Raw genomic sequence first — 25124 nt, forward strand, 5'->3', positions numbered from 1 at the left:
GCTCTAATAGAGCCCGGCTGCACCAGATCGGCAGCCTTCCGAGTGAAGGCTGCCGTTGCTGCGTTTCAGGGCCGAAGATGGTGCAAAAACGAAAAAAATGTGCAGGAAACCGAAGTTCATGCTACAATGAACCAAACATCCTATGTTTGGAGGTATTCAAATGAACTTGCAGCGTCCAACGCGTTCAACGCTTGTCGAGCAGGTCGCATCCCAGCTGGAGAAGCTGATTGAAGAAGGGCAGTGGACCGTTGGGGAACGCATTCCTCCGGAACCGGAGCTGGTGGAGAAGCTGGGCGTCAGCCGAAACACGATCCGTGAGGCGATCCGTGCCCTGATTCATGCGGGACTGCTCCGGACTCGGCAGGGGGACGGGACGTACGTCGTCGCGTCGAGCAGCCTCGGTCCCGTCCTTCAGCGGCGGATGGAGCGCTCCAAGCTGAGCGAGACGCTGGAGGTTCGCGCTGCGCTGGAGCAGGAGGCCGCCCGGCTCGCCGCCCAGCGGAGCACGGCGGATGATATCAAGCAGATCCGGCTTACGCTTGCGGCCTGCAGCGCCGCAGAACAGTCCGGAGATATAGAAGCTTATCTCATCGCCGATTTGGCCTTTCACAAGCAGGTGATCGCCGCTGCGTATAACCGGCTGCTCAGCGAATTGTATGACAGCATTAGCGACTCCGTGACGAGTTCCCTCTCGCTGGGCAGCCTGAGCTGGGATCTGGTGCTTGTGCACGGCCGGCTCAATGAGCGTCTGCTTGAAGCCATCATCCGCCGGGACGCGGCGGAGGCGGGTGAAATTGTCCGGTCTTATATCCAGGCATCCCAAGATGCCTTGCTTGATTTGTCTGAAGGAGGAAATACAGAACATCATGAATAAAACATACGAAATATCTACGCAGCCGGCGGAGAATCCCCAGGTTTCCACAGGGATGAAGGCGCTGCTGCTGGTTCTTGGAATTATCCTGATCGCGACGACGCTGCGGGCGCCGATCACTTCGGTGGGTCCGCTCGTTGAAACGATCCGGCTCGATACGGGAATGTCGCATACCCTTGCGGGGCTGCTGACGACGTTCCCGCTGCTGGCCTTTGCCGTCGTCTCCCCGATTGCTCCGAAGCTGGCCCGGAGATGGGGCATGGAGAAGACGCTGTTTAGCGGAGTGGCCGCTGTAACGCTGGGCATTGCCCTGCGGTTCGTTCCTTCGGTCGCCGCTTTATTTGCCGGCACGATTCTGCTCGGCCTCGGCATCGCGGTCAGCAATGTGCTGCTGCCGAGCCTGATTAAGCGGGATTTTCCGCTGCGGGTGGGTGTCATGACGGGAATCTATTCCGTTTCGATGAACATCTTTGCGGCTATCGCCTCCGGCGTCAGCCTCCCGGTGTCGAATCATCTCGCTTCCGGCTGGCGGGGATCCCTGCTCATCTGGGGAATCCTGTCGTTGATCGCCCTCATTGTCTGGCTGCCGCAGCTCCGGTACCGGCATCGGACCGGCGGGGTGCGGATTTCGTCGAAAAGCAGCATCTGGCGCTCGAAACTGGCGTGGCAGGTCACGATTGTTATGGGTTTGCAATCCTTCGTATTTTACTCGGTCGTGTCCTGGCTGCCTGAAATTTTGACCGATCGGGGCATGAGCGGTTCGACGGCTGGCTGGATGCTGTCGCTGATGCAGTTTTTCAGCGTGCCGGTTACGTTCTTCGTGCCGATTCTGGCGGGACGCTTTCAGAACCAGCGCGGGCTGGTCGTCGGGACGTTCCTCTGCTTTGTTCTGGGCTTTGTACTGCTGCTTAGCGGATGGAATGCGATCGTTCCGGTCGCGGTCGTATTGGTCGGAATCGGCACCGGTGCGGCCTTCGGCCTCGTAACGATGTTCTTCATGCTCCGCACCCGCCGGACCGAACAGGCTGCGGAATTGTCCGGTATGGCCCAGTCGGTCGGGTACCTGCTGGCCGCTGTCGGACCTCTGCTGATTGGACTTGTCCATGACCTGAGCGGCAGCTGGACGACCGCGACCTCGGTCCTGCTGATCGTGGCGATCGTCTATATGCTGGCCGGATGGGGCGCCGGAAACAACACTTACATTGAAGAATAAAGCACAACCTCCGCCGGAAGGGCGGAGGTTGTTTGCATTTTTCTTGAGACGGCCGTTACAAATAGATGCCGCTGCTGAAGCCCTGAATGTACATGGCATGCTTTCTGCGGGAGCTGCGGCGCATCGTAAGGATGCGGGACTTGCTGCCGCTGCCGGTTGCAGATTTGTGCCGGGAGTACCTGGAGTGTCTGGAGGCTTTTCTCCGCTTCCTCATGACGACCCTTTCACTCTGTTCCCTTTCGCTTCGGTGGCGGGAGGATGGTTTTCTAGGCGAGTGTTTGCGGGTTTTGCGTTTCATAAGCAGATGCCGGGCTTTTCTGTCCGTGCTTCTTTTGATGGGCGCCGGGAGTACCGGCTCCTTGCTCCATGGCGTTAATCTCAGATTATCCTGATAGAGGACATATCCGGGGGAAAGCGGGTCCCAGCACTTCATGTCACCGGCAAAGTGAACGATTTTTTGCTGGAGGTCCATTTCTGCACCCGGGACGTAAAACCAGTTGAACCGTTGGTCCAGCAGCAGGCAGTTTCCGCCGAATACATGGTTCAGGCAGTCCTGGTCTGGCATCGAGGTGCCGGGAAAGGCGCGGAAAAAGTTTAGCATTTCTTCAAACCAGGTCACGTGCTGTCGAATGGCATTGAGGTCAAATAAAAGGACCCCGGAGTTAAAATAGGTTTCGGGGTTTAAACCCTGGACGGCCACAACTTCTGCGATGCCGTGGATGCCTTGGTCGTGGATAGCCCCAAGGTAGCCCCCGTTCAGATTGATCTCCCACAACTCGGTGATGTCCATATTGACCATCACGTCGCAGTCGAGATAGATTACCCGTTCAGCAGGTACCACGGCTGGCAGCAGCAACCGGTAAAGACTGCCCCACGTCCATCGGTCGATGGAGCCGGTTCCCGAGAGAACGTCCATCATCTCGACCGGCAGGGTCACAGGATAGAAGTGGATCGGATGCTTGAAATCCGCCGCCAGCTGGGCGAGCTTGTTCCTGTTTTCTTCCAGGAGCGAATCGTCATGGAGGATGTGAACCTGAAGCTCGGAGGAAGTGTTACGGAACACCGAAGCCAACGCGGCGGCAGCGTGCTCGGAATAGCTTCCGTCCTTATCCGTAAAAGCTAAAGCCAATTCAATCATTTGCGGGGACACCTCTCTTTAGAATTGGTTTTCCGTTACATACCTGCATCACGAGAAGGCATGCGGGTGAAGCTTGGGCTTACGGCGCAGGGTCACCGGAACCGGAATCCGGTGATTGCGGGTCCTCTTTTAACAGCTCGTTCATTTCGTCCTGCAGGTTTTGCTTCAGATGCGCTCTTTGCTTCGTCAGTGCCAAAATGGCCTTCACATAACCCAGCGGATCACCGACGTCATGCCAGCGGCCTTTAATCTCGCAGGTATAAATCGCTTCTTTGGCAAGTAATTGATTCAATGCGTCCGTCAGCTGGATTTCGCCGCCAACTCCCGGGGATTGGTTTTCCAGGATATCGAAAATGGATGGAGTCAAAATGTAACGGCCCACCATGGCCAGCCTCGAAGGAGAGGCATCGACCGGGGGTTTTTCCACCAACCGGTTCACATACGCAAACGAATCGACCAGCGGTTTGGCGTCGACGATGCCGTAGCTCGATACCTTGTCAGCCGCCACGCTTTGCACGCCTACAATGGACGTCTGCAGCCGGTCATACCCATCCATAAGCTGTTTTAGCGACGGCGGATCAGCGTCAAAAAACGTGTCTCCAAGCAGGACGGCAAAGGGCTCGTTTCCGATAAACTTGCGCCCTACCCCGATGGCGTGCCCCAGACCTTTACGCTCTGATTGGCGGATATAGTGGATGTCGACAATGCCGGTAAATTCCCGGATTTTGCGGAGTTCCTCGAACTTGCCTTTTTGCTCCAAATAATATTCGAGCTCCAGCGCCGAGTCGAAGTGATCCTCGATCACCTTTTTGCCTTTGCCGGTCACGATCAAAATTTCCTCAATCCCGGAAGCCGCGGCTTCTTCGATAATAAACTGGATGGTGGGCTTATCGATAATCGGCAGCATCTCTTTGGGCATTGCTTTGGTGGCGGGAAGAAACCGCGTTCCGTAACCGGCTGCCGGAATGATCGCTTTACGAATCTTCAAGCGGTCCTCCTCCTTTGCTGATAGCAATTTCGCATACTGTCATCTTATGCCGGAGAGAGCTGCGGATCGTGGACACTTATCCAGTGCGGCAAAATTAATGGACGGCCGGTTTTTTGCAGGCAGAAGTAAGACTCCAAAAAAAATTTATCCGTTCCGGGACACGGTTTTTTCGCTGCTCTGCCAGGTTGGGAAAAGCCCAATCTTTTTTTTCTGTGGTATATTTTAATGGATGGGTCGGAAGCGGGTAATGATGAAATATCAATTCAATTGAAACTAAAGGAGGGAATGGAACTCTTGAAAAGCTTCGAACTGCTCACCAATTATTTGAAGAAAAACGCGCTTCTCTACCTGACCGCCGTCATCCTGATCATCCTGTCCAACGTGGATCAGGCGCTGCTGCCGCAGATTCTCGGTAAGGTGACGGACGGACTGAAGGAACGTTCGATCGGTCGTGAGGACATCATCCGCTACAGCCTGATCCTGCTGGGGATCGCCGTGTCCTATGGCGTTCTGTTCGGCTTAGGGCAGTTTACCATTATGCGTCTCGGCCGGCGGTTCGAGTTTTTGACAAGGGGCCAGATCTTTGCCCAGTTTTCCCGCCTCAGTGAGGATTTTTTTTCCAAACAGGGGACCGGCAAGCTGCTCAGCTATGTCATGAACGACGTGACTTCGGTTCGGGAAGCGATTTCATTCGGAGTCACGCAGACGACCAACGCCGTGTTCATGGTCATCTCCTGTGTTGTCATGATGCTGGTTACAGGTATACCGGTAACTCTGATTCTGGTCAGCGTGTGCCCGCTGGTCGCCATTCCGTTTCTGGTCATTTATTTCGGTCCCCGTATCCGGAACCGGTCGATGGATGTGCAGGAAGGATTGGCCACGATGACGGAATCCGCCGATGAGCAAATCGGGGGCATCCGCGTCACGAAGACGTTCGCCATCGAGGAGACGGCGCAGCGCCGGTTTGACGAGACGGTCGATGGGGTGCGCAGCGCGCAGCTGCATCTGGTGAGGATGTCATCCTTGTTCCAGGCGCTGCTTCCGTTCTTGGGGGCGTTATCCCTGGTCGTCTCGCTGCTGGTCGGCGGATATATGACGATTCAGGGCCGGATGACCCTTGGAAGCTTCGTTGCGCTGACCTTCTACCTCCGGATGCTGACGGGACCGCTCCAGCAGATCGGCAACGTGATTAACATGATGCAGCGCTCGGGAGCATCCCTGGAACGCGTCAACCGGCTGCTGGCCCGGGTGCCGAGCGTGAGGGACAAGGACGACGCTTCGGACCTTGCCCGCATCGGGGATATCGCCGTGGACAACCTGACGTTCTCTTATCCGGGGACGTCAGAACAAGCGCTTAAGGACGTCAGCTTCACCATTCCGGAAGGCCGCACCGTCGGGCTCATCGGCCGCACCGGCAGCGGCAAATCGACGCTGGCAAAGCTGCTTCTGCGCATTTATGAGCCTCCGGCCGGCAGCATTAAGGTGAACGGCCAGGATATTACCCGTGTGACCCTGGAGTCGCTGCGCCGCAAGATCGGCTATGTGCCACAGGACGGGTTTTTGTTCAGCACGGATATCGCCGACAATATCGCCTTCAGCGACCGCTCCGCCAGCATCGAGCAAATCCGCGAGGCAGCGGCCCAGGCTTTGCTGCTGGAAAGCGTCAACTCCTTTGAAGCGGGATTTGAGACCCGGCTCGGCGAGCGGGGCCTTACGCTGTCCGGCGGTCAAAGGCAGCGCGCGAGCCTGGCGAGAGGGCTGATGAAAAAGCCCGAGCTCTTGATTCTCGACGACAGTATGAGCGCCGTCGACGCGATGACGGAATCGGGCATCCTCGGCAATTTGATCCGGGAGCGAAGCGGCAAATCGACGCTCATTATCGCGCACCGGATCAGCAGCGTCCAGCATGCCGATGAAATCATCGTGCTGGATCAAGGCCGCATTGTCCAGCGGGGCAGCCATGAGGAATTGATGGCCTGTCCGGACGGGCCATATGCATCTTTATACCGGATCCAACAGGAGGGACTGCAGCATGCCTAATTCTTCAGCCGCTGCCCTCAAGGCAACGCAAGCAAAGGATGCAGCGGACAAGAAAAAATCATTTGAAGCCTTCAGGGCGATACTGGCTTACGGCAAACCGCACAAGTGGGCTTTTGCCGGCGTGTTTGTCTGCGCGATCCTCGGCATTTCCGCCGATCTGCTGCAGCCGTATCTGGTCAAGATCGTGATCGACGATCATTTGGCTGTCGGCGGCAGGGACATGGGCTATATCGCTACGATCGCCGGCATTTATCTCGGCATTTCGATCGTCAGCTTCTTATTCACGTATTTGCAGAATAACCTGCTGCAGTACGCGGGTCAAAGCATCGTGGCACGGATCCGGAAGGATTTGTTCCAGCATATTTCCAAGCTGTCGATGTCCTATTTCGACCGCGTGCACCGCGGCAGTCTGGTGACCAATGTCTCCAGCGACACGGAGACGATCAGCCAGTTTTTCACGCAGGTGCTGCTCAGCTTGATCCGCGACGGCATGACGCTTGTACTGATCATTGTCTTTATGTTTCAGCTCGATACGACGCTGGCCTGGTATTCAATGATCGTCCTGCCCGTCATCGGCCTCGTGGCCTTCCTGTTCCGCCGATATCTGCGCCAGGCGTACCAGGTAACCCGGAGCCGCTTGTCACGGTTAATCGGATTCATTGCGGAGAATTTGTCCGGGATGGGGCTGATTCAGGCGTTCCGCCAGGAAGAGGAGCAGACCCGGCGTTTTAACGAAAATAACCAGAGCTACTGGGAAGCGAACATGAGGGAGGTCCGCGCCAACGTGCTGTTTAACCGGACCTTCGACATTCTGGGCAACGTCGCCCTCGTCACGGTTGTCTGGCTGGGCGGACTGGCGGTATTCCATGAGCATATGGCCGTCGGCGTTCTGTACGCGTTTACGAGCTACATCCGGCAGTTTTTCCAGCCGATCAACCAGATCACGATGCAGTGGAACACGTTCCAGTCGACGACCGTATCGATGGACCGGATCTGGAAAATATTCAGCACCGAGCCCGAAGTAAAGGACCCGGAGCCTGACAAAACGTGCCGGCTGCGCTTGTCCGAAGCCCGCGGCCGGGTCGACTTCAACCACATTTCTTTCGGCTATTCGGAATCCAAGCCGGTCATTCCCCATCTCGACCTTCATTTGAAGCCCGGGGAGATGGTCGGCATCGTCGGCACGACGGGAGCGGGGAAGAGCACGATGATCAGCCTCTTGAACCGGTTCTATGACGTTAATTCCGGCAGCATCAAAATCGACGGGGCGGATATCCGCGATATTCCGCAGCAGCAGCTCCACCGTCTCGTCGGACTGATCCAGCAGGAGCCCTATCTGTTCGCGGGAACCGTTCTCGATAACGTCCGGCTGTTTCAGGAGGACATCTCCCGTGAAAAGGTGATGGATGCCTGCCGGTTCGTCGGCGCGCACGACATGATCATGCGGATGTCCGGCGGATACGACACACTCCTATCGGAGCGGGGCAGCGGCCTGTCAGCCGGGGAGCGGCAGCTGATCTCCTTCGCGCGGATCATGGTCTTTGAGCCGCGGATCCTCATCCTGGATGAGGCGACCGCCAACCTGGATTCGCATACGGAGCAGCTGGTGCAAAGCGCGCTGGCGAACGTGTCTACCGGACGGACGACACTGGTGATCGCCCATCGGCTGTCCACGGTCATGCACGCCGACCGCATTCTGGTCATGAAAGACGGCCGGGCGATTGAGGAAGGCACCCATGACGAACTGCTGGCCATGCACGGATACTATGAGCAGCTGTACAATCATGCAAGACAGGCGGCCGATGAAGAGTAGCCCGGGATGCAGGGGCCGATTGGAGGCCGGTTGAGCCGGATGTATAGAAACGGGGAGAGAGCGATGCTCTTTCCCCGTTTTATTTTGCAAACAGGAAAACGAGGCTGCCAGCGTAACGGGATCGGATCATAGCTGTAGCTGCGGCGTTCCCCTGGGCGCAGGCTCTGACGCGTAAAATACTCCCTCAACCGACGAGTTTTTAGATGCAAAATGGATTCAACTGCGACTTTTTAACCATTTACTTAAGACCTAGTGATCTTCTAAGATAGTGAATAAACCTAACATGAATCTCTGCAATAAAACCAATTGGTTAATTAGCAAGCGTTTTCAATGTTATATAATATTACATAACCATTTCATAAACCGACGTAGGAGGGATCATATGCAGCATTGGTTCGGAACATCCTTGAAGCATAAGCTGTCTCTGCTCACCATTCTGGCCGCGCTGGTTCCGCTGCTGTTCCTCGGCATTTTCTCCTACAAAATGGCCGAGAGCCTGACCGAGGAAAAGGCCAAAACCTCCGGGATGAACAATCTCAGGCAGCTGGATGTCTATCTGGAGACGATGGTCAAGGACGTTGAGAACATTTCGCTTTTTCTGATCGGCAACGAAGGCGTGCAGTCCTATTTAAAAAGCTCGGAAAGCAATTACGTGCAGCAGACCGCCGTCATCAACTTTCTGACAAGCCTCGCCTTTTCCAAAGATTATATCGCGAACATCATCGTCGAGCCGCTTGGGGCCAAGGACTCGATCTCCTACAAGTCGCTGGTGCGGTCGGAGTTTCAGGATGTCACGGAGAGGGATCCTGATTATTATGCCGATCATCCCAAGTGGTGGTCTTCGGTCCACCGGCAGTGGACCTTTGAAGGGGTGAGGAAGATGATCACGCTGGCAAGACCGATCCGCAGCACCGATAAATACAAGCCGATCGGAAACCTGCAGATCAATCTGGATCAGGGGGTCATCGCCAATCAGGTCCGGCAGGTGGCATTGGAAAAAACGGGCTTCGTGCTGCTGCTGGACGAGAACAACCGGATTCTCGCAGGCCCTCCAGATATGGAAACGAATCTTGCGCTGGACGCTTATTATCCTTCGATCGGCCCTTTTGAGGGACAGAGCGGGGATTTGGTCTACGGGCAGGGGAGCAGCAAGAAGACGATTTTGTATAAAAAGATGTCCAGCGTGGGCTGGAAGCTTGTCGGGATCATACCGGCTGCGGAATACAGCTCGCAAAACCAGTATTTTCTAAGGCTTACGGCTGTCGCTGTCACCGCTGCGATCCTGTTTGTCATCATTCTGGTTCTTTTTCTGATTCAAAAAATTACTAACCCGCTCTCCGCGCTCACCAAATTCCTCAGAAACGCCAGGCCGGAAGAACCTCTGCCTGCACTGCCGGTCAAAACGATAGACGAGGTTGGTCAGCTGATCATCAGCTATAACCGGCTTACTTCGCGGATTGTGAAGCTCACCGATGAGGTCAAGCGCAATGAATCACTAAAGAAGGAAGCCGATATGCATGCGCTGCAGGTGCAGATTAACCCGCATTTTTTGTATAACACCCTCTCCTCGGTGCAATGGCTGGCGCTGATGAATCAGGACGGTGCCAAGATCGCCGAGATGGTCGGCTCGCTGAGCGATTTTCTGCGGTTCAGTTTAAATGCCGGCCAGGAATACTGCACGGTGCTGCAGGAGATCACGCATGTCCGCCATTACATGAATATCCAATCGATCCGGTATCCCGACAAATTCGATTTTCGGGTCGATGCGGCTGAGAGTTTGCACCATTTAACGATGCTTAAGCTGCTGCTTCAGCCGCTGGTGGAGAATGCGATCCTTCACGGCCTGCTCAGCCGAGACGGGCGGGGCATGATCCGGATCGCGGTGGAACGCAGCGGGGGGGTCCTCGATTTCGCCGTTGAGGACGACGGGATCGGAATGCCTGAAGAGAGGCTTCAGTGGCTCCGGAACCGGCTGGCGGAGCATCCGGCGGCCTACGGGCAGGAGCCTGACGCCCGCGGGAGCTACGGGCTGCGCAACGTCAACAAGCGGCTGGCGCTGCATTACGGCAGGGATGCCGGACTTCAGGTAGAGAGTGCGGAAGGAGCGGGCACGCGGATTACATTCAGGATCCCGATCGTGCAGGAGGCAAAGGAGTGGACTCGGGAACAATCAAGCAAAGGGGAGAACGAAGATGAAGGTTATGATCGTTGATGACGAAGTGATTATCCGAAACGGGCTAAGCACGGTGGTCAATTGGGAGGAGAACGGTTTTACGGTGCTGGAGCCGGCCGCTTCCGCCGAAGAAGCGCTGCAGCGGATTCCGGATGAGCAGCCCGAAATTATATTTACCGATATCCGGATGACGGGGCTCAGCGGTATCGATATGGCCCGGGAGGTGAAAAAGCAGTTCCCGGATACCGAAATCATCATCATTTCCGGATTCGACGAGTTTGCCTATGCCCAGCAGGCGATGCGCGAAGGAGTCAGCGACTATTTGCTGAAGACGAGCAGACCGGGGGAAATCATCCAGTCCGCGGCCAAGGCCAGGGAGCGGCTGGAGGCTCGCCGGCGGAACGAGGAGGGCGGCAGGGTCCAGCAGACGATCGTGAACCGCGGGTTCTTGAGGAGACTGTTGGCTTCGGGATCCGCACCCGATGCCCGAACCGAAGCCGAGTTTTGGGACCGGTTCCCCGACCTTCGGCCCGATGCTGACGGGCTCACGGTGCTCCGGATTTGGCTGCTGTCGGTCCATTCCTCCGGCTCGGGGGAGAGCATCAGCCGCCCGGACGGCGATGTATACCGCATCGTCGGCAGCCGACTGGCCGAACGATTGCCATGCGCATGGCTCGAATGGAACGGTGCACTGCTTCTTCTGGTAAAAAGCCGGGGCGAGGACGACTGGAGCCGGATGAGGCCGGTGCTGGGCCATGTGGAGGCTGAGCTGGGCTGCCGGGTCACGGCTGCCGTCGGGCTGCCGTTCACCCAGCTTCAGGATCTGCCCGGCGCCTTAGCTGCCGCAGCGGAGGCCGGCTCCTATGCATGGCTGCTGCGTGCAGAACGGCGCATTCGGTATGAAGAGGTAGCCTCCCGCCGGGGCATCCGGACGGTATGCACGGTGGAGGAAGAATCCGAGCTGTTTGCCCTGCTCCGGGCGGGCGACACGTTCCGCCTGCGGTCCTGGATTACGGATTTGCTTGAACGGATCATACTGGACCCCGAGGCTACACCAGGATCGATGCAGGCTTACCTCCATTCCATTCTTGTCTCGGCCCGTCGGTGGCTGGAGCGGGCCGCCGCTTCGATCGGTTACTCCAGTCCGCTTCCTTCCGGGACTCCATTCGATATCTACGAGCTGGCCAAGTGGCCAGAACGAATCATGGTTCATGAATTGAAACAGATCATGCAGCAGTACAGCGGGATGGTATCGGCGTCCAGTCCGGTAGAACGGGCCATTGCGTACATTCACGACCATTTGGACCAAAGCCTGTCGCTGCAGCAGGTGGCGAAGCACGTCCATATGAACCCGAACTATTTCAGCGAGCTGTTCAAGCGGGAGACCGGCCGCAACTATCTCGAATACGTCACGCAGGCGAAACTTCGCAAGGCGATGAGGCTCCTTCGGGAAACGCCGGCCAAAATCAGCGAGGTCGCCGGCGAGATCGGTTACGAAGACCTGAAGTATTTTAATCGCCTGTTCAAGAAATTCACCGGTCTGACCCCTTCGGAATATCGGGCAAGTGCTGAAGTTTGTCCCTCCCTTGACTGAATTCTATCCCCTGTGGGAGACGTTCATCCTCTTTTATACTTGGGCTAATCATCGCAAGGCTGATTGAACTTCAGATTTATATCAGAGGGGGATGACCATGAAAACTACACGTAAATTAGGCATTGTTCTGCTGCTCATGACGATGCTCCTTGCCGCCTGCGGCAGCGGGGAGAGCGGAAAGCAGGCAGAGGGAAGCGCGGACGGTCAGGAGAAAGTGAAACTGACGATCTGGCACAATTTTGCAGGGGATGATTTGCGGGCCAAATCGGTCCGGAGCTTCATCGAGCAGTTTGCCAAAGACCATCCGGAGGTAGAACTCGACGCCCAGGCCATCCCGCCTGACGGTTACCGCCAGCGACTGAGCACGGTTGCCGCGGCGAATGAAATGCCGGACGTATTTTTCGTCTATGCGGGCAGCCAGTCCTCCGAGCTGTATCAGGCCAAGCTGCTTCAGCCGATTACGGAGGTGCTTGACGCGCATTCGGATTGGAAGGACAAGTTCCTGCCAGGCGCTTTTGAACCGTATGAGTTCGAGCAAGGTCAGATCTACTCGGCTCCGCTGGGCATGTCGGCCACCTCAATCCTGTACTATAACAAGGCCTTGTTCGAAAAAAACAACGTGAAAGTCCCGACCACATGGGATGAGATGATGACGGCCGTCAGCGCATTCAATGCCAAAGGCATCACCCCGATTGCGCTGGGCAACAAAGCTCCGTGGGTAGCGCAGTCCACGATTCTCGGTTCGCTCGCCGACCGGGTAACGGGAACGGAATGGTTCAAGAACGCCGCTGCGCAGAAAGGGGCCAAATTCACTGATCCGGAATTCATCCAGGCGCTAGGTCATTTTAAGGAGCTGGTGGATCACAAGGCGTTCCAGGACGGCGCCAACAGCATCGACAATACGCAGGCTGAGCAGTATTTCATACAGGGCAACGCGGCGATGATGATCAGCGGCGCCTGGACGCTCACGAACCTGGCGGCATCCTCTACGGAAGACCAGATGAAGGATATCGAAGTGACGGTGCTGCCGCCAATCCCCGGAGGGAAAGGGAAGGCAGGCACGATTTCCGGCGGTGCCGGCGGCGGACTTGCGCTCAGCAGCCGGACGGAAGGCAAAGCAAGGGAATTGGCGCTGGAGCTGATTTATGCGGTCAGCGGGCCGGATGCCCAGAAAGCGATCGCCGAGAGCAACTCCATGGTAATGTACGACACCGATATCGACAAGTCTAAGGTAACTTCCCTCTACTATAAAGCCTTCAACCTCGTCAAATCGACCGAAGTCACGCCGGTCTATGATGCTTATTTGTCGGCGGAAGCGGCCGAGGTCATTAATAACGGCCTCCAGGAAATCATGATGGGCGGCTCCGTAGAAGGCGTCGCACAGAAGCTGCAGGACGCGCAGGCCCGGTCGGCCGCGCCTTAATGACGGACATGAGAAAGGGAGGAAGCTGCCATGCCAACAGCGATGCGAAGTAAAGGATTCATAGCGCTAGCTCTTCTTCCGGCGCTTCTGCTGTTTTTGATCTTCGTCATTATTCCGGTGTTCTGGTCGGCGTATTACGGGTTTTTCAGCTGGAAAGGCTTTGGCGACGCCAAATTCATCGGGCTGGACAATTATAAGGAGATGTTCCGGGATCCGATTTTCTGGCGGGCGCTGCGCAACAATCTGATCTTGGTCGTATCGTCGATCGTCGGCCAGGTTCCGGTTGCGCTCGTTTTGGCCATCGTATTGTTCAAGAACTCGTTGTTCTCCCGGTTTGTCCGTTCGGCCGTTTTCATGCCGATGGTGCTGTCGACCGTCGTGGTCGGCCTCATCTGGGGATACATTTATCACCCGCAGTTCGGGGTTGCGAACCATGTGCTGGATCTGCTCGGCCTCCACTCCTGGACCCGGGCCTGGCTGTCCGACCCGAAGGTCAACATGCTGGCTATATCCATTCCGATCAACTGGGCGAATATCGGCCCTTACCTGGTCATTTTCGTCGCGGCGCTGCAAAATATTTCACCCGAAATCCACGACGCAGCCAAAATCGACGGCTCCGCCGGCTGGAACAAGCTGATTCACGTCACTCTCCCCATCATTTGGGGGACGGTGGTCGTCACGATCGTACTTTGCATCTCTGGAAGCCTGAAAGCCTTCGACCATGTCATCGTCATGACGGGCGGGGGGCCGGCGCGGTCAACCGAGCTGCTGGCGACGTACATGTACAACAGCACGTTCAGCGTTTACCGGTACGGTTACGGCTCGGCCGTATCCACCATGATCATGATCGTCAGCGCGGTGCTCATCGCCTTGAACTATTTGGCGACGCGCCGCAAAAGCAGCTGAGGGGAGGAGAAGCTAGGATGAATGCAACGATTACGGCCGCTTCCCGGAGCGGCACGGGCAAAAGAGCCGTCTTCAAAGGGCTGGCCGGCTTCGGCAAGCTGATCCTGCTGGCGTATGCCGTCGTTACGCTGTATCCGCTGTACTGGCTGTTTACGAGCGCCTTTAAAACAAACCAGGACTTCTTTGCCAATCCATACGGGCTGCCGAAACAGTGGATGGCGCAAAACCTGGTAAGGGCGTGGGATCTGGGGAATATGGGGAGGGCGATGCTGAACTCCGCGGTCGTGACGGTCTCGGCGGTCATCCTGACCGTTCTGCTCAGCGTACTTGCGGGGTATGTGCTGTCGAGATTTTCGTTCCCGTTAAAAAAAGTCGTCGTCGTGCTGTTTACGATGGGGCTTCTGATCCCGATCCACAGCACGCTGGTTCCCTTGTTTATCATGATGAAAAACATGGGTCTCCTCGACACCTATGGTGCGCTCATTCTGCCCTATACAGCGTTTGAGCTGCCGATCGCCGTGTTTCTGTCCATGGCCTACATGTCCTCGATTCCGAAAGAGATTGAAGAGGCGGCGATGATCGACGGCAGCGGATGGTGGGGAATATTCGGCCGGATGATCCTGCCGCTCTGCACGCCGATCGTGGCGACGATTTCGATTCTGGCGTTTCTACGGTTCTGGAACGATTTTTCCTTTGCGCTCGTCTTTATCAACACGCAGGCGCTGAAGACGCTGCCGCTCAGCCTGTCCCTTTTCTCGGACGGTTTCGGCACGGATTACAGCCTGACGATGGGGGCGATGGCCATCGCGGTGCTTCCAACGATCGTCATCTATCTGATCCTTCAGGAGAAAATCATGAAGGGCATGGTGGCGGGCTCCACCAAAGGATAGGGTGGATGTTCCATGATCGAAAACAATCTGCTCGCGTAAAATCAGGCAATCCGTCAACGGTTCATACCGGGCGGGTTGCTTTTTGGTATAACCGTTTATTTGTCCGGCTGCGGCTTGGCATCAGGGGCGAAGCTCTCCCTGTATTGGGCCGGCGACATCCCGTAGGTGCTGCGGAACACGCGGTGATAGTAAGAATAGCTGGCAAAACCGCAAGTTTCAGCGATCTCCTCCTGGGTCATGGTGCTGTATTTCATCCGTTCGATGGCGGCGTTCAGCCGGATTTCCAAGGCGTATTGGATCATCGTTTTGCCGTACTGCTCCTTGAAGATTTTCACGGCTCTGGACAGGCTCAGGCCAACATGGGCGGCGGCTTCCTCCAATTTAAAGGTAACGGTGGCATGCTCCTCGACAAAACGCTTCAGCCTCAGCGCGGTATAAGCGGTGCGGTTCGCCGGCTTCGTCTCCGTGATGGCCCGGTCCAGGCAAAGGCACAAGCTTCGCAGCAGGTAACCGGTGAGCTCCACGTTCTCCCCCTCCAGGCCGCGCCTTTTTTCAAGCAGCAGCTGCCTCCACAGGCCGAGCAGGCGATCGTCGCTGCCAATCCGGCTGACGACCGGCCGGCTCATCCGGCTCCACCAGGCATCGATCCAGCCGCCTTCGCAAAACAGAAAATAATCCCCGCTCGAGACGCGTCCCCCGCCGGCATCTTCATGCACCATAAGCTCGTATTCGTCTCCCGGTTTCAGCAGCAGCAGGTCCCCGCCTTGGACATGGTAATCGGTACCGTTGCAGAATACGGTGCAGGATCCTTCCGTCTGCAACCGGAACAAATAGGTCGTCAAGCCCGCGCGGTGGCTGTTGCTGAACTGCTGGAAATGGTAGGAGTAATCGCAAATCAGCAGTCTGGCTTCCATCATGTACTCCCCTTTCTCAAAAAAACAAGCAAATAGTTCATGTTGCAATCATATTGTTTATGTTCATTTTAGCTTACTTGCATGTATGATAGTAGCAGATAGAGCAATCATTTTAATGGGAAACGAGGTGCCCTTTTTATGAAAAAATTGAACATTGGCTTGCAATTGTATACGCTTCGTGATGAAACGGCTAAGGATTTCCGAGGAACGCTTCGCAAAGTGGCTGAGCTTGGGTACGAAGGTGTGGAGTTTGCCGGATACGGTGACATTCCTGCTGAAGAAATGAAAACGCTTCTTCAAGAGCTCGGTCTTCAAGCGATCGGCGCTCATGTGGGCTTGCATCTGCTTCGGGCCGACCTGCAGAAAGAGATCGATTACCTGAAAACGATCGGCGCGACAACCATGATGTGTCCTTACGTTGCACCGGAAGACCGGGAGAATATCGAGCAGTGGAAGGAACTGTTTGCTTTCCTGGAGGAAGTGGGTACTGAGGCGCGCAAACAAGGATTGACCTTCGGATATCACAACCACGATTTTGAATTCGCGGACAAGATTGACGGCGAGTTTGTATTCGACGCTATGTATTCCTCCACTTCGCCTGAAGCTGTTCAAGTGGAAATGGACGTATGCTGGGTACAGTTTGCCGGACAGGATCCGCTCACCTATATCCCGAAATATGCCGGACGCCTGCCGCTCCTTCACCTGAAGGACTTCAGCAGGGATGCCGAAGGCAACATGAAGACGCTTGAGCTTGGTCAAGGGGACGTGAATTTGCCGGGCGTCATTCAGGCCGCTACCGATGCTGGTACGCAGTGGCTGATCGTCGAGCAGGACGTGTGCCAGAATCCTCCGCTGCAAAGTGTGGAGAACAGCATGAACTGGCTGAAACAGAACTACCTGAACCAATTTTAATGTGATTGAGATTAGAGCTGAAGAAAGGGAGATTTATATCCATGAGTAAAATTAGAGTAGCGGTTTTCGGCTGCGGCGCCATCGCCCAGCGCAGACATATTCCTGAATACGCAGCGAACCCGAACGTGGAGCTGGTTGCTTTTGCGGATCCGCTCAAGGAGCGCGCTGAAGAAGTGGCAGCACAATACGGTGCCAAAGCATACACCGACTACAAGGAACTGCTGAAGAACGAGAAGCTTGACGCAGTCAGCGTATGTACGCCGAACTACCTTCACGCTTCGATGAGCATCGACGCAGCGAATGCCGGGCTGCACGTCCTGGTGGAAAAGCCGATGGCGACCACGAAGGAAGAAGGGGAGCAGATGATCGAAGCGGCCCGCAAAAACGGCGTCTTCCTGATGGTCGGCCACAATCAGCGCCTCATGCCTCCGCACGTGAAGGCCAAAGAAATTCTGGATTCCGGCAAGCTCGGCAGAGTGCTGACGTTCCGCACGTCTTTCGGCCACGGTGGTCCGGAAAGCTGGAGCGTCGACGGACGCGACAGCTGGTTCTTCCGTAAGGATGAAGCGATCATGGGCGCTATGGGCGACCTTGGCGTACACAAATCCGACTTCATCCGCTATTTGCTGAACGATGAAATCGTGGAAGTCGCCGGCTTTATCGGTACCGTACATAAAGAAGGTACGGACGTGGACGACAATGCGACCTGCATCGTGCGCATGAAGAGCGGAGCTGTGGGTACGCTGATGGCGAGCTGGACACACTACCGTTCCGGCGACAACGGTACGGTGCTCTGGTGCGAAAACGGCTGCATGAAGATCGGAACCGTTGAAGGCGACGAGGTGATCGTCGAGCTGACCAACGGCACTGTGGAAACGTACAAGGTCGGCGCCATGGCGACGAACGAAAAGCAAGTACCGAGCGGCGTCATCGACGCGTTCGTGGAATCGATCCTGACCAACACGCCACCGCAAATTTCCGGCGAAGAAGGTCTGCGTTCCCTGAATGTCATCCTGGGCGCGTTTGAATCGCAGGACACAGGTAAAATCGTTAAGCTGTAACAAGCATGGAATAGAAGAGGACCTTGGGGTAACCCTGGGGTCCTCTTTTTTGTGTTCAGCTGAGCGAATGGAGGGGAAGGTTATAGAAGAGGAGATTATCGGTACGTATGCTTCGACGAACCCCTTGAGGGGTTCTCATTCCTATGGACCCAAAAAACACGTCCCAGTTCGGGATACCGCCCAAACGGGCGGACTGCGAAGCGGATGCTATCGAAGCGTATGCTCCGAACCCCTGTAGGGGTTCTCAATTCCCTTCTGGAAATAAAAAAGCTCTCCAATAAGGAGAGCTTCCATACGTCACAGGAGGGGTACCGCCCTACAGGCGGACTGCGAAGCAGATGCTATCGAAGCTTATGCTCCGACGAACCCCTATTGGGGTTCTCATCCCTATGGACGCAAAAACACGTCCCAGCTCGGGATACCGCCCTGCGGGCGGACTGCGGAGCGGATGCTAACGAAGTCTATGCTTCGACGAACCCCTGCTGGGGTTCTCAATTCCCTCCTGGAACTAAAAAAAGCTCTCCAATAAGGAGAGCTTCCATACGTCCCAGCTCGGGATACCGCCCTATCGGGCGGACTGCGAAGCGGATGCTCCGACGAACCCCCTAGGGGTTCTCAATTCCCTCCTGGAACTAAAAAAAGCTCTCCAACTAAGGAGAGCTTTCTAACGTCCCAGGAGGGATACCGCCCTAACGGGCGGACTGCGAAGCGGGTGCAACGAAGTCTATGCTCCGACGAACCCCTGTAGGGGTTCTCATCCCTATGGACGCAAAAACACCACTCTAAGAGTGGTGTCATTTTACGTCCCAGGAGGGATTCGAACCCCCGACCGACGGCTTAGAAGGCCGTTGCTCTATCCAGCTGAGCTACTGGGACATGAAAAAATTCAAGCAAGAAAGATCATAACATATATTTTTGTTAATATCAATATGTTTTTCTTTCCTTTCTCATAGTCCCCCTCATCTGTTCTTAGGGCAAGATAAAAAAGTTGTTTCAATCCCCGTTTATATTATTAATGGTTTCTATACGTTTTTCATAGAACGAATGGATTCCCCGTCCATTCACATGTTTTTTTTCAAGTTGAAAGAGGTATGCTATAATCAACAATTATTTGCACAAGCACGGGGAAAGGAGGGAATACATATTAAAGAACATATTTCCCCAGCGAAGGACAACGTCATTCTTTTTCCAAAGACGCTCGACTTCTATCAGATTCAGCTGACCGTCATGCTGGAAAATGAACGGTACGGGGAAGCGATGGAGCTTTTGCGTTTCCTGCTGCAGTGCCAAGGGCAGGATGAGAGGCATTATGAAGAATGGCAGGCGCTTCTGGAATGGCTGGAAGCCGCTTTTCCACAATATATGAATCACGGCGGCGGGCAGGGTGCAGGCTTGGACTCTTATGAGCATGAGGAGGAGCCCGACGAGGAAGAAATGAAACGGCAGAACGTGCGGGCCAAGCTGGCCGAAGACCAGCATTACGCAGACAAGCTGCTGCACACCGCCATGGAAGAGCCTTTATCGGAGCAGACCATGCTCGCTCTCGAGCAGCTGTCCTATCTGGAAGGCTCGGATATCGACGACAAGCTGGTGGGGTGGCTGATGCAGGCTCGCCTTCATCCGCTGCTGCAGTTCAGGGTGCTTCAAACGCTGCGCAAGCGCGGTATGCAGGGCACGGTGCAGTTTAAGCGCGGACAGGAGCAGGTAAGCGTCGATATGGAGACGGTGCCTTTGACGCCTGAGGAGTTTCCGCCGCAGGTGGCAATGGTAACGGAGCGCGTGGCTGCGCAGACCGAAGTACAGGAGCCGACGCTGTATTATTTTGCTCAAGAGCTGTGGTCGCAGTTTATTATGGCGATCTACGGGACGGAGGATTACCGTTCGATCCTTGACGAGGACGACACGACGATCGACATCTGGGCGGCTGCCCTGCATCAGATCGTCACCGAGAGCCTCACAGGCAGCCGCAACGAAGAGGAGTCCCGGGCGATGTACGAGATCACGGACACGATGCGCTTCCGTTTTGAGCAGGCTTATCGAAGCTTCAGGCAGTTCGTGTCGGCCGGTATGCAGGAGTAGGCGATCGGAAACGTTTACCTGAAGAGTTGCCAAGGGCTTGCCCTTGAAAAACACGGCAATGTTGTTTATACTATAATGGTTATTCTGTGCGTGCTGATAACTTAAGTACATGTGAATTATTTTTGGAGGGGAAAGCATAAAATGAAAGCAACCTGGGAAAAAATAGAGAAGAACCTTGGCGTTCTTGAAGTCGAAGTGGAAGCAGACCGTGTAGCTGCAGCCCTCGACAAAGCTTTTAATAAAGTAGCAAAAAAGGCTAATGTGCCTGGTTTCCGTAAAGGTAAAGTGCCTCGGCCGATCTTCGAAGCCCGCTATGGCGTCGAAGCTCTGTATCAAGACGCAATCGACATTTTGCTTCCTGAAGTATACACAGAAGCTGTCGACCAAACTGACATCTTCCCTGTAGACCGTCCTGAAGTGGAAATTGACCAATTCGCGAAAGGCGAAGTGTTCAAATTCAAAGCGAAAGTAACGGTTAAGCCTGAAGTAACTTTGGGCGAATACAAAGGCGTGGAAGTTCCGGTACAAAAGGTTGAGGTTTCGGACGAAGAGCTTGACGCTGAACTGAAGCGTCTGCAAGAACGTCATGCCGAACTGTCGGTTATCGACGAAGGCTCTGCCGAGAACGGAGACATCGCCGTGATCGACTTCGACGGATCTGTTGACGGCGTTCCTTTTGAAGGCGGACAAGCTGAGCGTTATTCTCTGGAACTGGGAAGCGGCACGTTCATTCCTGGATTTGAAGAGCAGGTTGTCGGCATGGCGACTGGCGACTTCAAAGACGTGGAAGTGACTTTCCCTGAGACATATCATGCAGAAGAACTGGCCGGCAAGAAAGCCGTGTTCAAAGTGAAAGTGCATGAAATCAAGCGCAAACAGCTTCCTGAACTGGACGACGAATTCGCCAAAGACGTAAGTGAATTCGAAACGCTCGCCGAGTACAAGGAAGACCTGAAGAAACAGCTTCTGGCCCGTAAGGAACAAGAAGCCAAAGGCAACAAGGAAGCAGCTGTCGTAGACAAAGTTGCCGCCAATGCCGAAGTGGAAATTCCACAAGCGATGATTGACAGCGAAATTCAAAACATGATGCGTGATTTTGACAACCGTCTGCGCAATCAGGGCATGAACCTTGAAATGTTCCTCAGCTTCTCTGGCCAAACGACGGCTGATCTGCAAGAGCAAATGAAGGACGATGCCGAGAAACGCGTCCGCAACAACCTTGTTCTGGAGCAAATCGCCAAAGAAGAGAACATTGAAGTAACTGAGGAAGACATCAACAAAGAGCTGGAAGTGATGGCTGAGTCTTACAAGCGTACTGCTGACGAGATCCGCAACATTCTTACAGCAAACGGTTCGCTGGGAAGCCTGCGCGAAGAAATTTCCCTTCGCAAAACAGTAGATCTCCTGGTTGAGAACAGCAAAGAAGTGGAAGCAGCCGAAGAAGCTGCTGAAACTGCTGAAGAAAAATAAGAAGGAAACGGACGCGGTCATCTGCATCTGATCTAAGTGCGGAGGCTGAAATAAGGGACCTATAGAGAGATAAGGCACGTATATTCATTTGCGTGCCTTATTTTTAACTAAAAGTATCCATTTATATCTAAATCTTGCATGAAAATGGATGCTTTGTTTCCATACATATTCGCTTCAACAGTCCGTTTCGGGTTATAATTGTTAGAAGACTCATACACTGTATTAAATGGTGTGGAGTGAAAAAATGACATCGTGCTTTGAACATGTTAGAATAGTGCTGTAAACTTGATTGAAGCACGCATCACATCTTTTACATGGAAAAGAGGTTGGACACATGAGTCTGATACCTATGGTTGTAGAACAAACCAATAGAGGCGAGAGATCGTACGATATTTACTCCAGATTGCTCAAGGACCGCATTATCTTCCTGAGCAGTGCGATTGATGATGATGTTGCCAATCTCGTCATAGCTCAATTATTGTTCCTGGCTGCGGAGGATCCGGAGAAAGATATTCATTTGTATATCAATTCACCGGGTGGTTCTGTCACAGCGGGGATGGGTATATATGATACGATGCAGTTTATCAAGCCTGATGTATCCACGATTTGCGTTGGTATGGCGGCGAGCATGGGATCTCTGCTGTTGACGGCCGGAGCACCCGGCAAGCGTTTTGCGCTGACGAACAGCGAGGTCATGATTCACCAGCCGCTCGGCGGTGTTCAGGGCCAGGCGTCCGACATCCAAATCCATGCGAGCTGGATTATTAAAACCAGGGAAAAGCTCAATCAAATTTACGTGGAGCGCACGGGTCAGCCCCTTGAAAAAATTGAGCGCGATACGGATCGTGACTTTTTCATGAGCGCGGAGGAAGCGAAAGCATACGGCATAATTGACCAGGTTCTCACTTCACCGATTAAATCTTAAAGGGGTGTTTACATGTTTAAATTTAACGATGAAAAAGGGCAGCTGAAGTGCTCTTTTTGCGGGAAATCCCAGGAGCAAGTGCGCAAGCTTGTTGCTGGCCCCGGTGTCTATATATGTGACGAATGTATCGAGCTCTGCACGGAGATCGTGGAGGAAGAGCTCGGACATGAGGAAGAGCTGGATCTGAAGGATATTCCGAAACCGAAGGAAATCTGCGATATTTTGGACCAGTATATCATCGGTCAAGAACAAGCGAAGAAATCGCTGTCCGTTGCCGTGTACAACCATTACAAACGGATCAATACCGGCAGCAAAATTGAAGACGTAGAGCTTCAGAAGAGTAACATCCTGCTTTTGGGTCCAACCGGTTCGGGTAAGACACTGCTTGCCCAAACGATGGCCAAAATTTTGAACGTTCCGTTCGCCATCGCCGACGCGACTTCCCTTACGGAAGCGGGGTACGTGGGCGAGGACGTAGAGAACATCCTGCTGAAGCTGATTCAAGCAGCCGATTACGACGTGGAAAAAGCCGAACGCGGCATCATCTATATCGACGAAATCGACAAGGTGGCGCGTAAATCCGAGAACCCTTCGATTACCCGTGACGTATCGGGTGAAGGGGTACAGCAGGCGCTGCTGAAAATCCTGGAAGGAACGGTCGCTTCGGTTCCGCCACAAGGCGGGCGCAAGCATCCTCACCAGGAGTTTATCCAAATCGATACGACGAACATCCTGTTTATTTGCGGCGGTGCCTTTGACGGCCTGGAGCAAATGATCAAGCGCCGGATCGGTAAGAAAGTTATCGGCTTTAACGCGGGTACCGACAACCAGAAAGATCTGAAACCGGGTGAATACCTCGGTCTGGTTCTTCCGGAAGACCTGCTGAAATTCGGCCTGATCCCTGAATTCGTGGGACGTCTGCCGATCATTTCGACGCTGGAGCCGCTCGATGAGAAGACGCTGGTGCGTATTCTGTCCGAGCCGAAGAACGCGCTGACGAAGCAGTATCAGAAACTGCTCGAAATGGATAACGTAACGCTGAAATTCGAGCCGGAAGCCCTTGAAGCGATTGCCCGCGAAGCGATCAAACGCAATACGGGTGCCCGCGGACTTCGGGCCATCATTGAAGGCATCATGCTGGACGTAATGTATGAGGTTCCTTCCCGCGAGGATATCAAGGACTGCATCATTACGGAGCAGGTTGTCAAAGAGAAGATGATTCCGGAATTGATCAGCAAAAAAGATAAAAAACAAGAGGAAAGTGCGTAATCTGTTTGTAAAACAGATGCCATTTTCCTAAATTTGGGTGCCGATTCTCCACTTCCGCCCTGCCGCTTGCTTCGCGGGGACGGGGTGGAGTCTTGGCGTTATGGGAGAGAACAATCATGTTTTTGAGACAAGACACACGGCCGGTCAAGGTCGGTAATTTGACGATTGGCGGTAACAACGAAGTCATTATCCAAAGCATGTGTACGACGAAGACCGCAAACGTGGAAGCCACGGTGGCGGAAATCCTTCGGCTCGAAGAAGCCGGCTGCCAGATTGTCCGGGTAACGGTCAACAATGTGGAAGCGGCGGAAGCCATTAAAGAGATCAAGAAACGCATTCATATTCCGCTCGTTGCGGATATACATTTTAACTACCAGCTGGCGCTGAAAGCCATCGAGAACGGCATCGATAAAGTCCGGATCAACCCGGGCAATATCGGCAGCCGCGAGAAGGTGGAAGCGGTCGTCCGGGCTTGTAAAGAGCGCGGGATTCCGATCCGGATCGGCGTCAACGCCGGTTCGCTCGAAGCTCATCTGCTGGAGAAATACGGGTATCCGACGCCTGAAGCTATGGTAGAAAGTGCCCTATATCACATAGGCATTTTGGAAGAGCTCGACTTCCACGATATTATCGTGTCTCTGAAAGCCTCCGACGTGCCGATGGCCATCGAAGCTTACCGTAAGGCGGCCGAAGTGATTCCTTATCCGCTGCACCTTGGTATTACCGAATCGGGAACGCTGTTCTCCGGTACGATCAAAAGCTCGGCGGGCATCGGCGCCCTGCTCTCGATGGGCATCGGCAGCACGGTGCGCATTTCCCTGAGCGCAGATCCGGTAGAAGAGGTCAAAGTGGCGCGTGAGCTGCTCAAGACCTTCGGTCTGATCTCGAACGCAGCAACGCTCGTGTCCTGTCCGACCTGCGGGCGGCTGGACATCGACTTGTTCTCCATCGCCAACGAAGTGGAAGCCTACATCTCCCAGCTGAAAGTGCCGATTAAAGTGTCCGTGCTTGGTTGCGCGGTCAACGGTCCGGGCGAAGCGCGTGAAGCGGACATCGGCATCGCCGGCGGTCGCGGCGAAGGACTACTTTTCCGTTACGGAGAGATGATCCGCAAAGTGCCGGAAGCCGAAATGGTGGACGAATTGAAAAAGGAAATCGACAGCATCGTCAAAGTATACGAAGAAACCGGAACGATCCCGGGGCGCAAACACTAATTTTGCCGCAAGAAGCCGCAGTCCTGCTTATGCAGTGCTGCGGCTTCTTTTTTGAATGTGGGCGGACATTTTCCAAAAAAGATGCAAAAATCCCGGCCCATCCCGTTTACTCATGGGTGAAAAGGCTATACTACCATGTATCAGGCTAACGAACCTATTTCCGGCAAGATGATTTATCGATCTAAAACCATGCCGGAGGAGAAGCCACTGAACTGAGAATCGGGAGGGATT

General features: G+C 54.5%; 19 protein-coding genes and 1 tRNA gene. 16 read left to right on the top strand and 4 right to left on the bottom strand.

All coding sequences use genetic code 11. The features are described 5' to 3' along the window. Window positions 1-160 precede the first annotated feature (160 nt). Entirely contained in the window at window positions 161-874 is a 714-nt protein-coding gene (locus C7820_RS30320) for a FadR/GntR family transcriptional regulator (RefSeq protein ID WP_116234205.1), read from the top strand. Further along, window positions 867-2084, top strand: a complete 1218-nt coding sequence (locus tag C7820_RS30325) for a CynX/NimT family MFS transporter (RefSeq protein ID WP_076174268.1) — start codon at window positions 867-869, stop codon at window positions 2082-2084. The genes C7820_RS30320 and C7820_RS30325 overlap by 8 nt, the downstream gene beginning before the upstream one ends. 55 nt (window positions 2085-2139) lie before the next feature. On the opposite strand, the gene C7820_RS30330 is transcribed toward C7820_RS30325, so the two are convergent. Both C7820_RS30330 and galU read right to left on the bottom strand, forming a co-directional pair. Continuing rightward, window positions 2140-3222 carry a glycosyltransferase family 8 protein gene (locus tag C7820_RS30330; RefSeq protein WP_116234206.1) on the bottom strand — a complete coding sequence of 361 codons (1083 nt, stop codon included), beginning with the start codon at window positions 3220-3222 and terminating at the stop codon, window positions 2140-2142. Between the two features lie 79 nt (window positions 3223-3301). Next, window positions 3302-4210, bottom strand: a complete 909-nt coding sequence (galU, locus tag C7820_RS30335; protein ID WP_116234207.1) for a UTP--glucose-1-phosphate uridylyltransferase GalU — start codon at window positions 4208-4210, stop codon at window positions 3302-3304. A gap of 285 nt (window positions 4211-4495) precedes the next feature. On the opposite strand from galU, the gene C7820_RS30340 reads away from it, so the two are divergent. The 7 genes from C7820_RS30340 (at window position 4496) to C7820_RS30370 (ending at window position 15049) form a co-directional block, all read left to right on the top strand. Beyond that, on the top strand, window positions 4496-6250 hold the full coding sequence (locus C7820_RS30340) for an ABC transporter ATP-binding protein (protein ID WP_258875589.1): 1755 nt from the start codon (window positions 4496-4498) through the stop codon (window positions 6248-6250). Then, window positions 6243-8063: an ABC transporter ATP-binding protein gene (locus tag C7820_RS30345; RefSeq protein WP_089548393.1), complete on the top strand. Its 1821-nt coding sequence runs from the start codon at window positions 6243-6245 to the stop codon at window positions 8061-8063. The genes C7820_RS30340 and C7820_RS30345 overlap by 8 nt, the downstream gene beginning before the upstream one ends. A gap of 382 nt (window positions 8064-8445) precedes the next feature. After that, on the top strand, window positions 8446-10275 hold the full coding sequence (locus C7820_RS30350; protein ID WP_116234209.1) for a sensor histidine kinase: 1830 nt from the start codon (window positions 8446-8448) through the stop codon (window positions 10273-10275). Continuing rightward, window positions 10256-11830 (top strand): response regulator transcription factor, encoded by a 1575-nt coding sequence (locus C7820_RS30355; RefSeq protein WP_116234210.1) that lies wholly within the window; start codon window positions 10256-10258, stop codon window positions 11828-11830. The genes C7820_RS30350 and C7820_RS30355 overlap by 20 nt, the downstream gene beginning before the upstream one ends. A gap of 97 nt (window positions 11831-11927) precedes the next feature. Next, window positions 11928-13253: an extracellular solute-binding protein gene (locus C7820_RS30360; RefSeq protein WP_076174284.1), complete on the top strand. Its 1326-nt coding sequence runs from the start codon at window positions 11928-11930 to the stop codon at window positions 13251-13253. Between the two features lie 30 nt (window positions 13254-13283). Further along, entirely contained in the window at window positions 13284-14159 is an 876-nt protein-coding gene (locus C7820_RS30365; protein ID WP_089548390.1) for a carbohydrate ABC transporter permease, read from the top strand. Window positions 14160-14176: 17 nt separating this feature from the next. Beyond that, window positions 14177-15049, top strand: a complete 873-nt coding sequence (locus tag C7820_RS30370) for a carbohydrate ABC transporter permease (RefSeq protein ID WP_076174289.1) — start codon at window positions 14177-14179, stop codon at window positions 15047-15049. A 95-nt stretch (window positions 15050-15144) separates the two neighbouring features. Here C7820_RS30370 and C7820_RS30375 read toward each other — a convergent pair whose 3' ends face one another. After that, window positions 15145-15963: a helix-turn-helix domain-containing protein gene (locus C7820_RS30375; RefSeq protein WP_076174292.1), complete on the bottom strand. Its 819-nt coding sequence runs from the start codon at window positions 15961-15963 to the stop codon at window positions 15145-15147. Window positions 15964-16101: 138 nt separating this feature from the next. Here C7820_RS30375 and C7820_RS30380 point away from each other — a divergent pair, with 138 nt between their 5' ends. Together C7820_RS30380 and C7820_RS30385 are read left to right on the top strand one after the other, a co-directional pair. Continuing rightward, on the top strand, window positions 16102-16875 hold the full coding sequence (locus C7820_RS30380) for a sugar phosphate isomerase/epimerase family protein (RefSeq protein ID WP_116234211.1): 774 nt from the start codon (window positions 16102-16104) through the stop codon (window positions 16873-16875). 41 nt (window positions 16876-16916) lie between these two features. Further along, the gene (locus C7820_RS30385; protein WP_076174298.1) at window positions 16917-17936 is read left to right on the top strand and encodes a Gfo/Idh/MocA family protein; all 1020 of its coding nucleotides are present in this window, start codon (window positions 16917-16919) and stop codon (window positions 17934-17936) included. Between the two features lie 802 nt (window positions 17937-18738). On the opposite strand, the gene C7820_RS30390 is transcribed toward C7820_RS30385, so the two are convergent. After that, a tRNA-Arg gene (locus C7820_RS30390) sits at window positions 18739-18812 on the bottom strand. Between the two features lie 261 nt (window positions 18813-19073). Here C7820_RS30390 and C7820_RS30395 point away from each other — a divergent pair. The 5 genes from C7820_RS30395 (at window position 19074) to ispG (ending at window position 24893) form a co-directional block, all read left to right on the top strand. Further along, window positions 19074-20015 (top strand): hypothetical protein, encoded by a 942-nt coding sequence (locus C7820_RS30395; RefSeq protein ID WP_181909249.1) that lies wholly within the window; start codon window positions 19074-19076, stop codon window positions 20013-20015. A 141-nt stretch (window positions 20016-20156) separates the two neighbouring features. Then, window positions 20157-21485: a trigger factor gene (gene tig / locus C7820_RS30400; RefSeq protein ID WP_116234212.1), complete on the top strand. Its 1329-nt coding sequence runs from the start codon at window positions 20157-20159 to the stop codon at window positions 21483-21485. Between the two features lie 334 nt (window positions 21486-21819). Continuing rightward, window positions 21820-22410 (top strand): ATP-dependent Clp endopeptidase proteolytic subunit ClpP, encoded by a 591-nt coding sequence (gene clpP, locus C7820_RS30405; protein WP_076174335.1) that lies wholly within the window; start codon window positions 21820-21822, stop codon window positions 22408-22410. A 12-nt stretch (window positions 22411-22422) separates the two neighbouring features. Beyond that, window positions 22423-23679 (top strand): ATP-dependent protease ATP-binding subunit ClpX, encoded by a 1257-nt coding sequence (clpX, locus tag C7820_RS30410; RefSeq protein ID WP_076174338.1) that lies wholly within the window; start codon window positions 22423-22425, stop codon window positions 23677-23679. A 116-nt stretch (window positions 23680-23795) separates the two neighbouring features. Continuing rightward, a complete protein-coding gene (gene ispG, locus C7820_RS30415; RefSeq protein WP_076174340.1) occupies window positions 23796-24893 on the top strand; it encodes a flavodoxin-dependent (E)-4-hydroxy-3-methylbut-2-enyl-diphosphate synthase in 1098 nt (365 codons plus the stop codon). Window positions 24894-25124 lie beyond the last annotated feature (231 nt).

The organism is Paenibacillus sp. VMFN-D1, assembly GCF_003386155.1.
Taxonomy (GTDB): Bacteria; Bacillota; Bacilli; order Paenibacillales; family Paenibacillaceae; genus Paenibacillus_AQ; species Paenibacillus_AQ favisporus.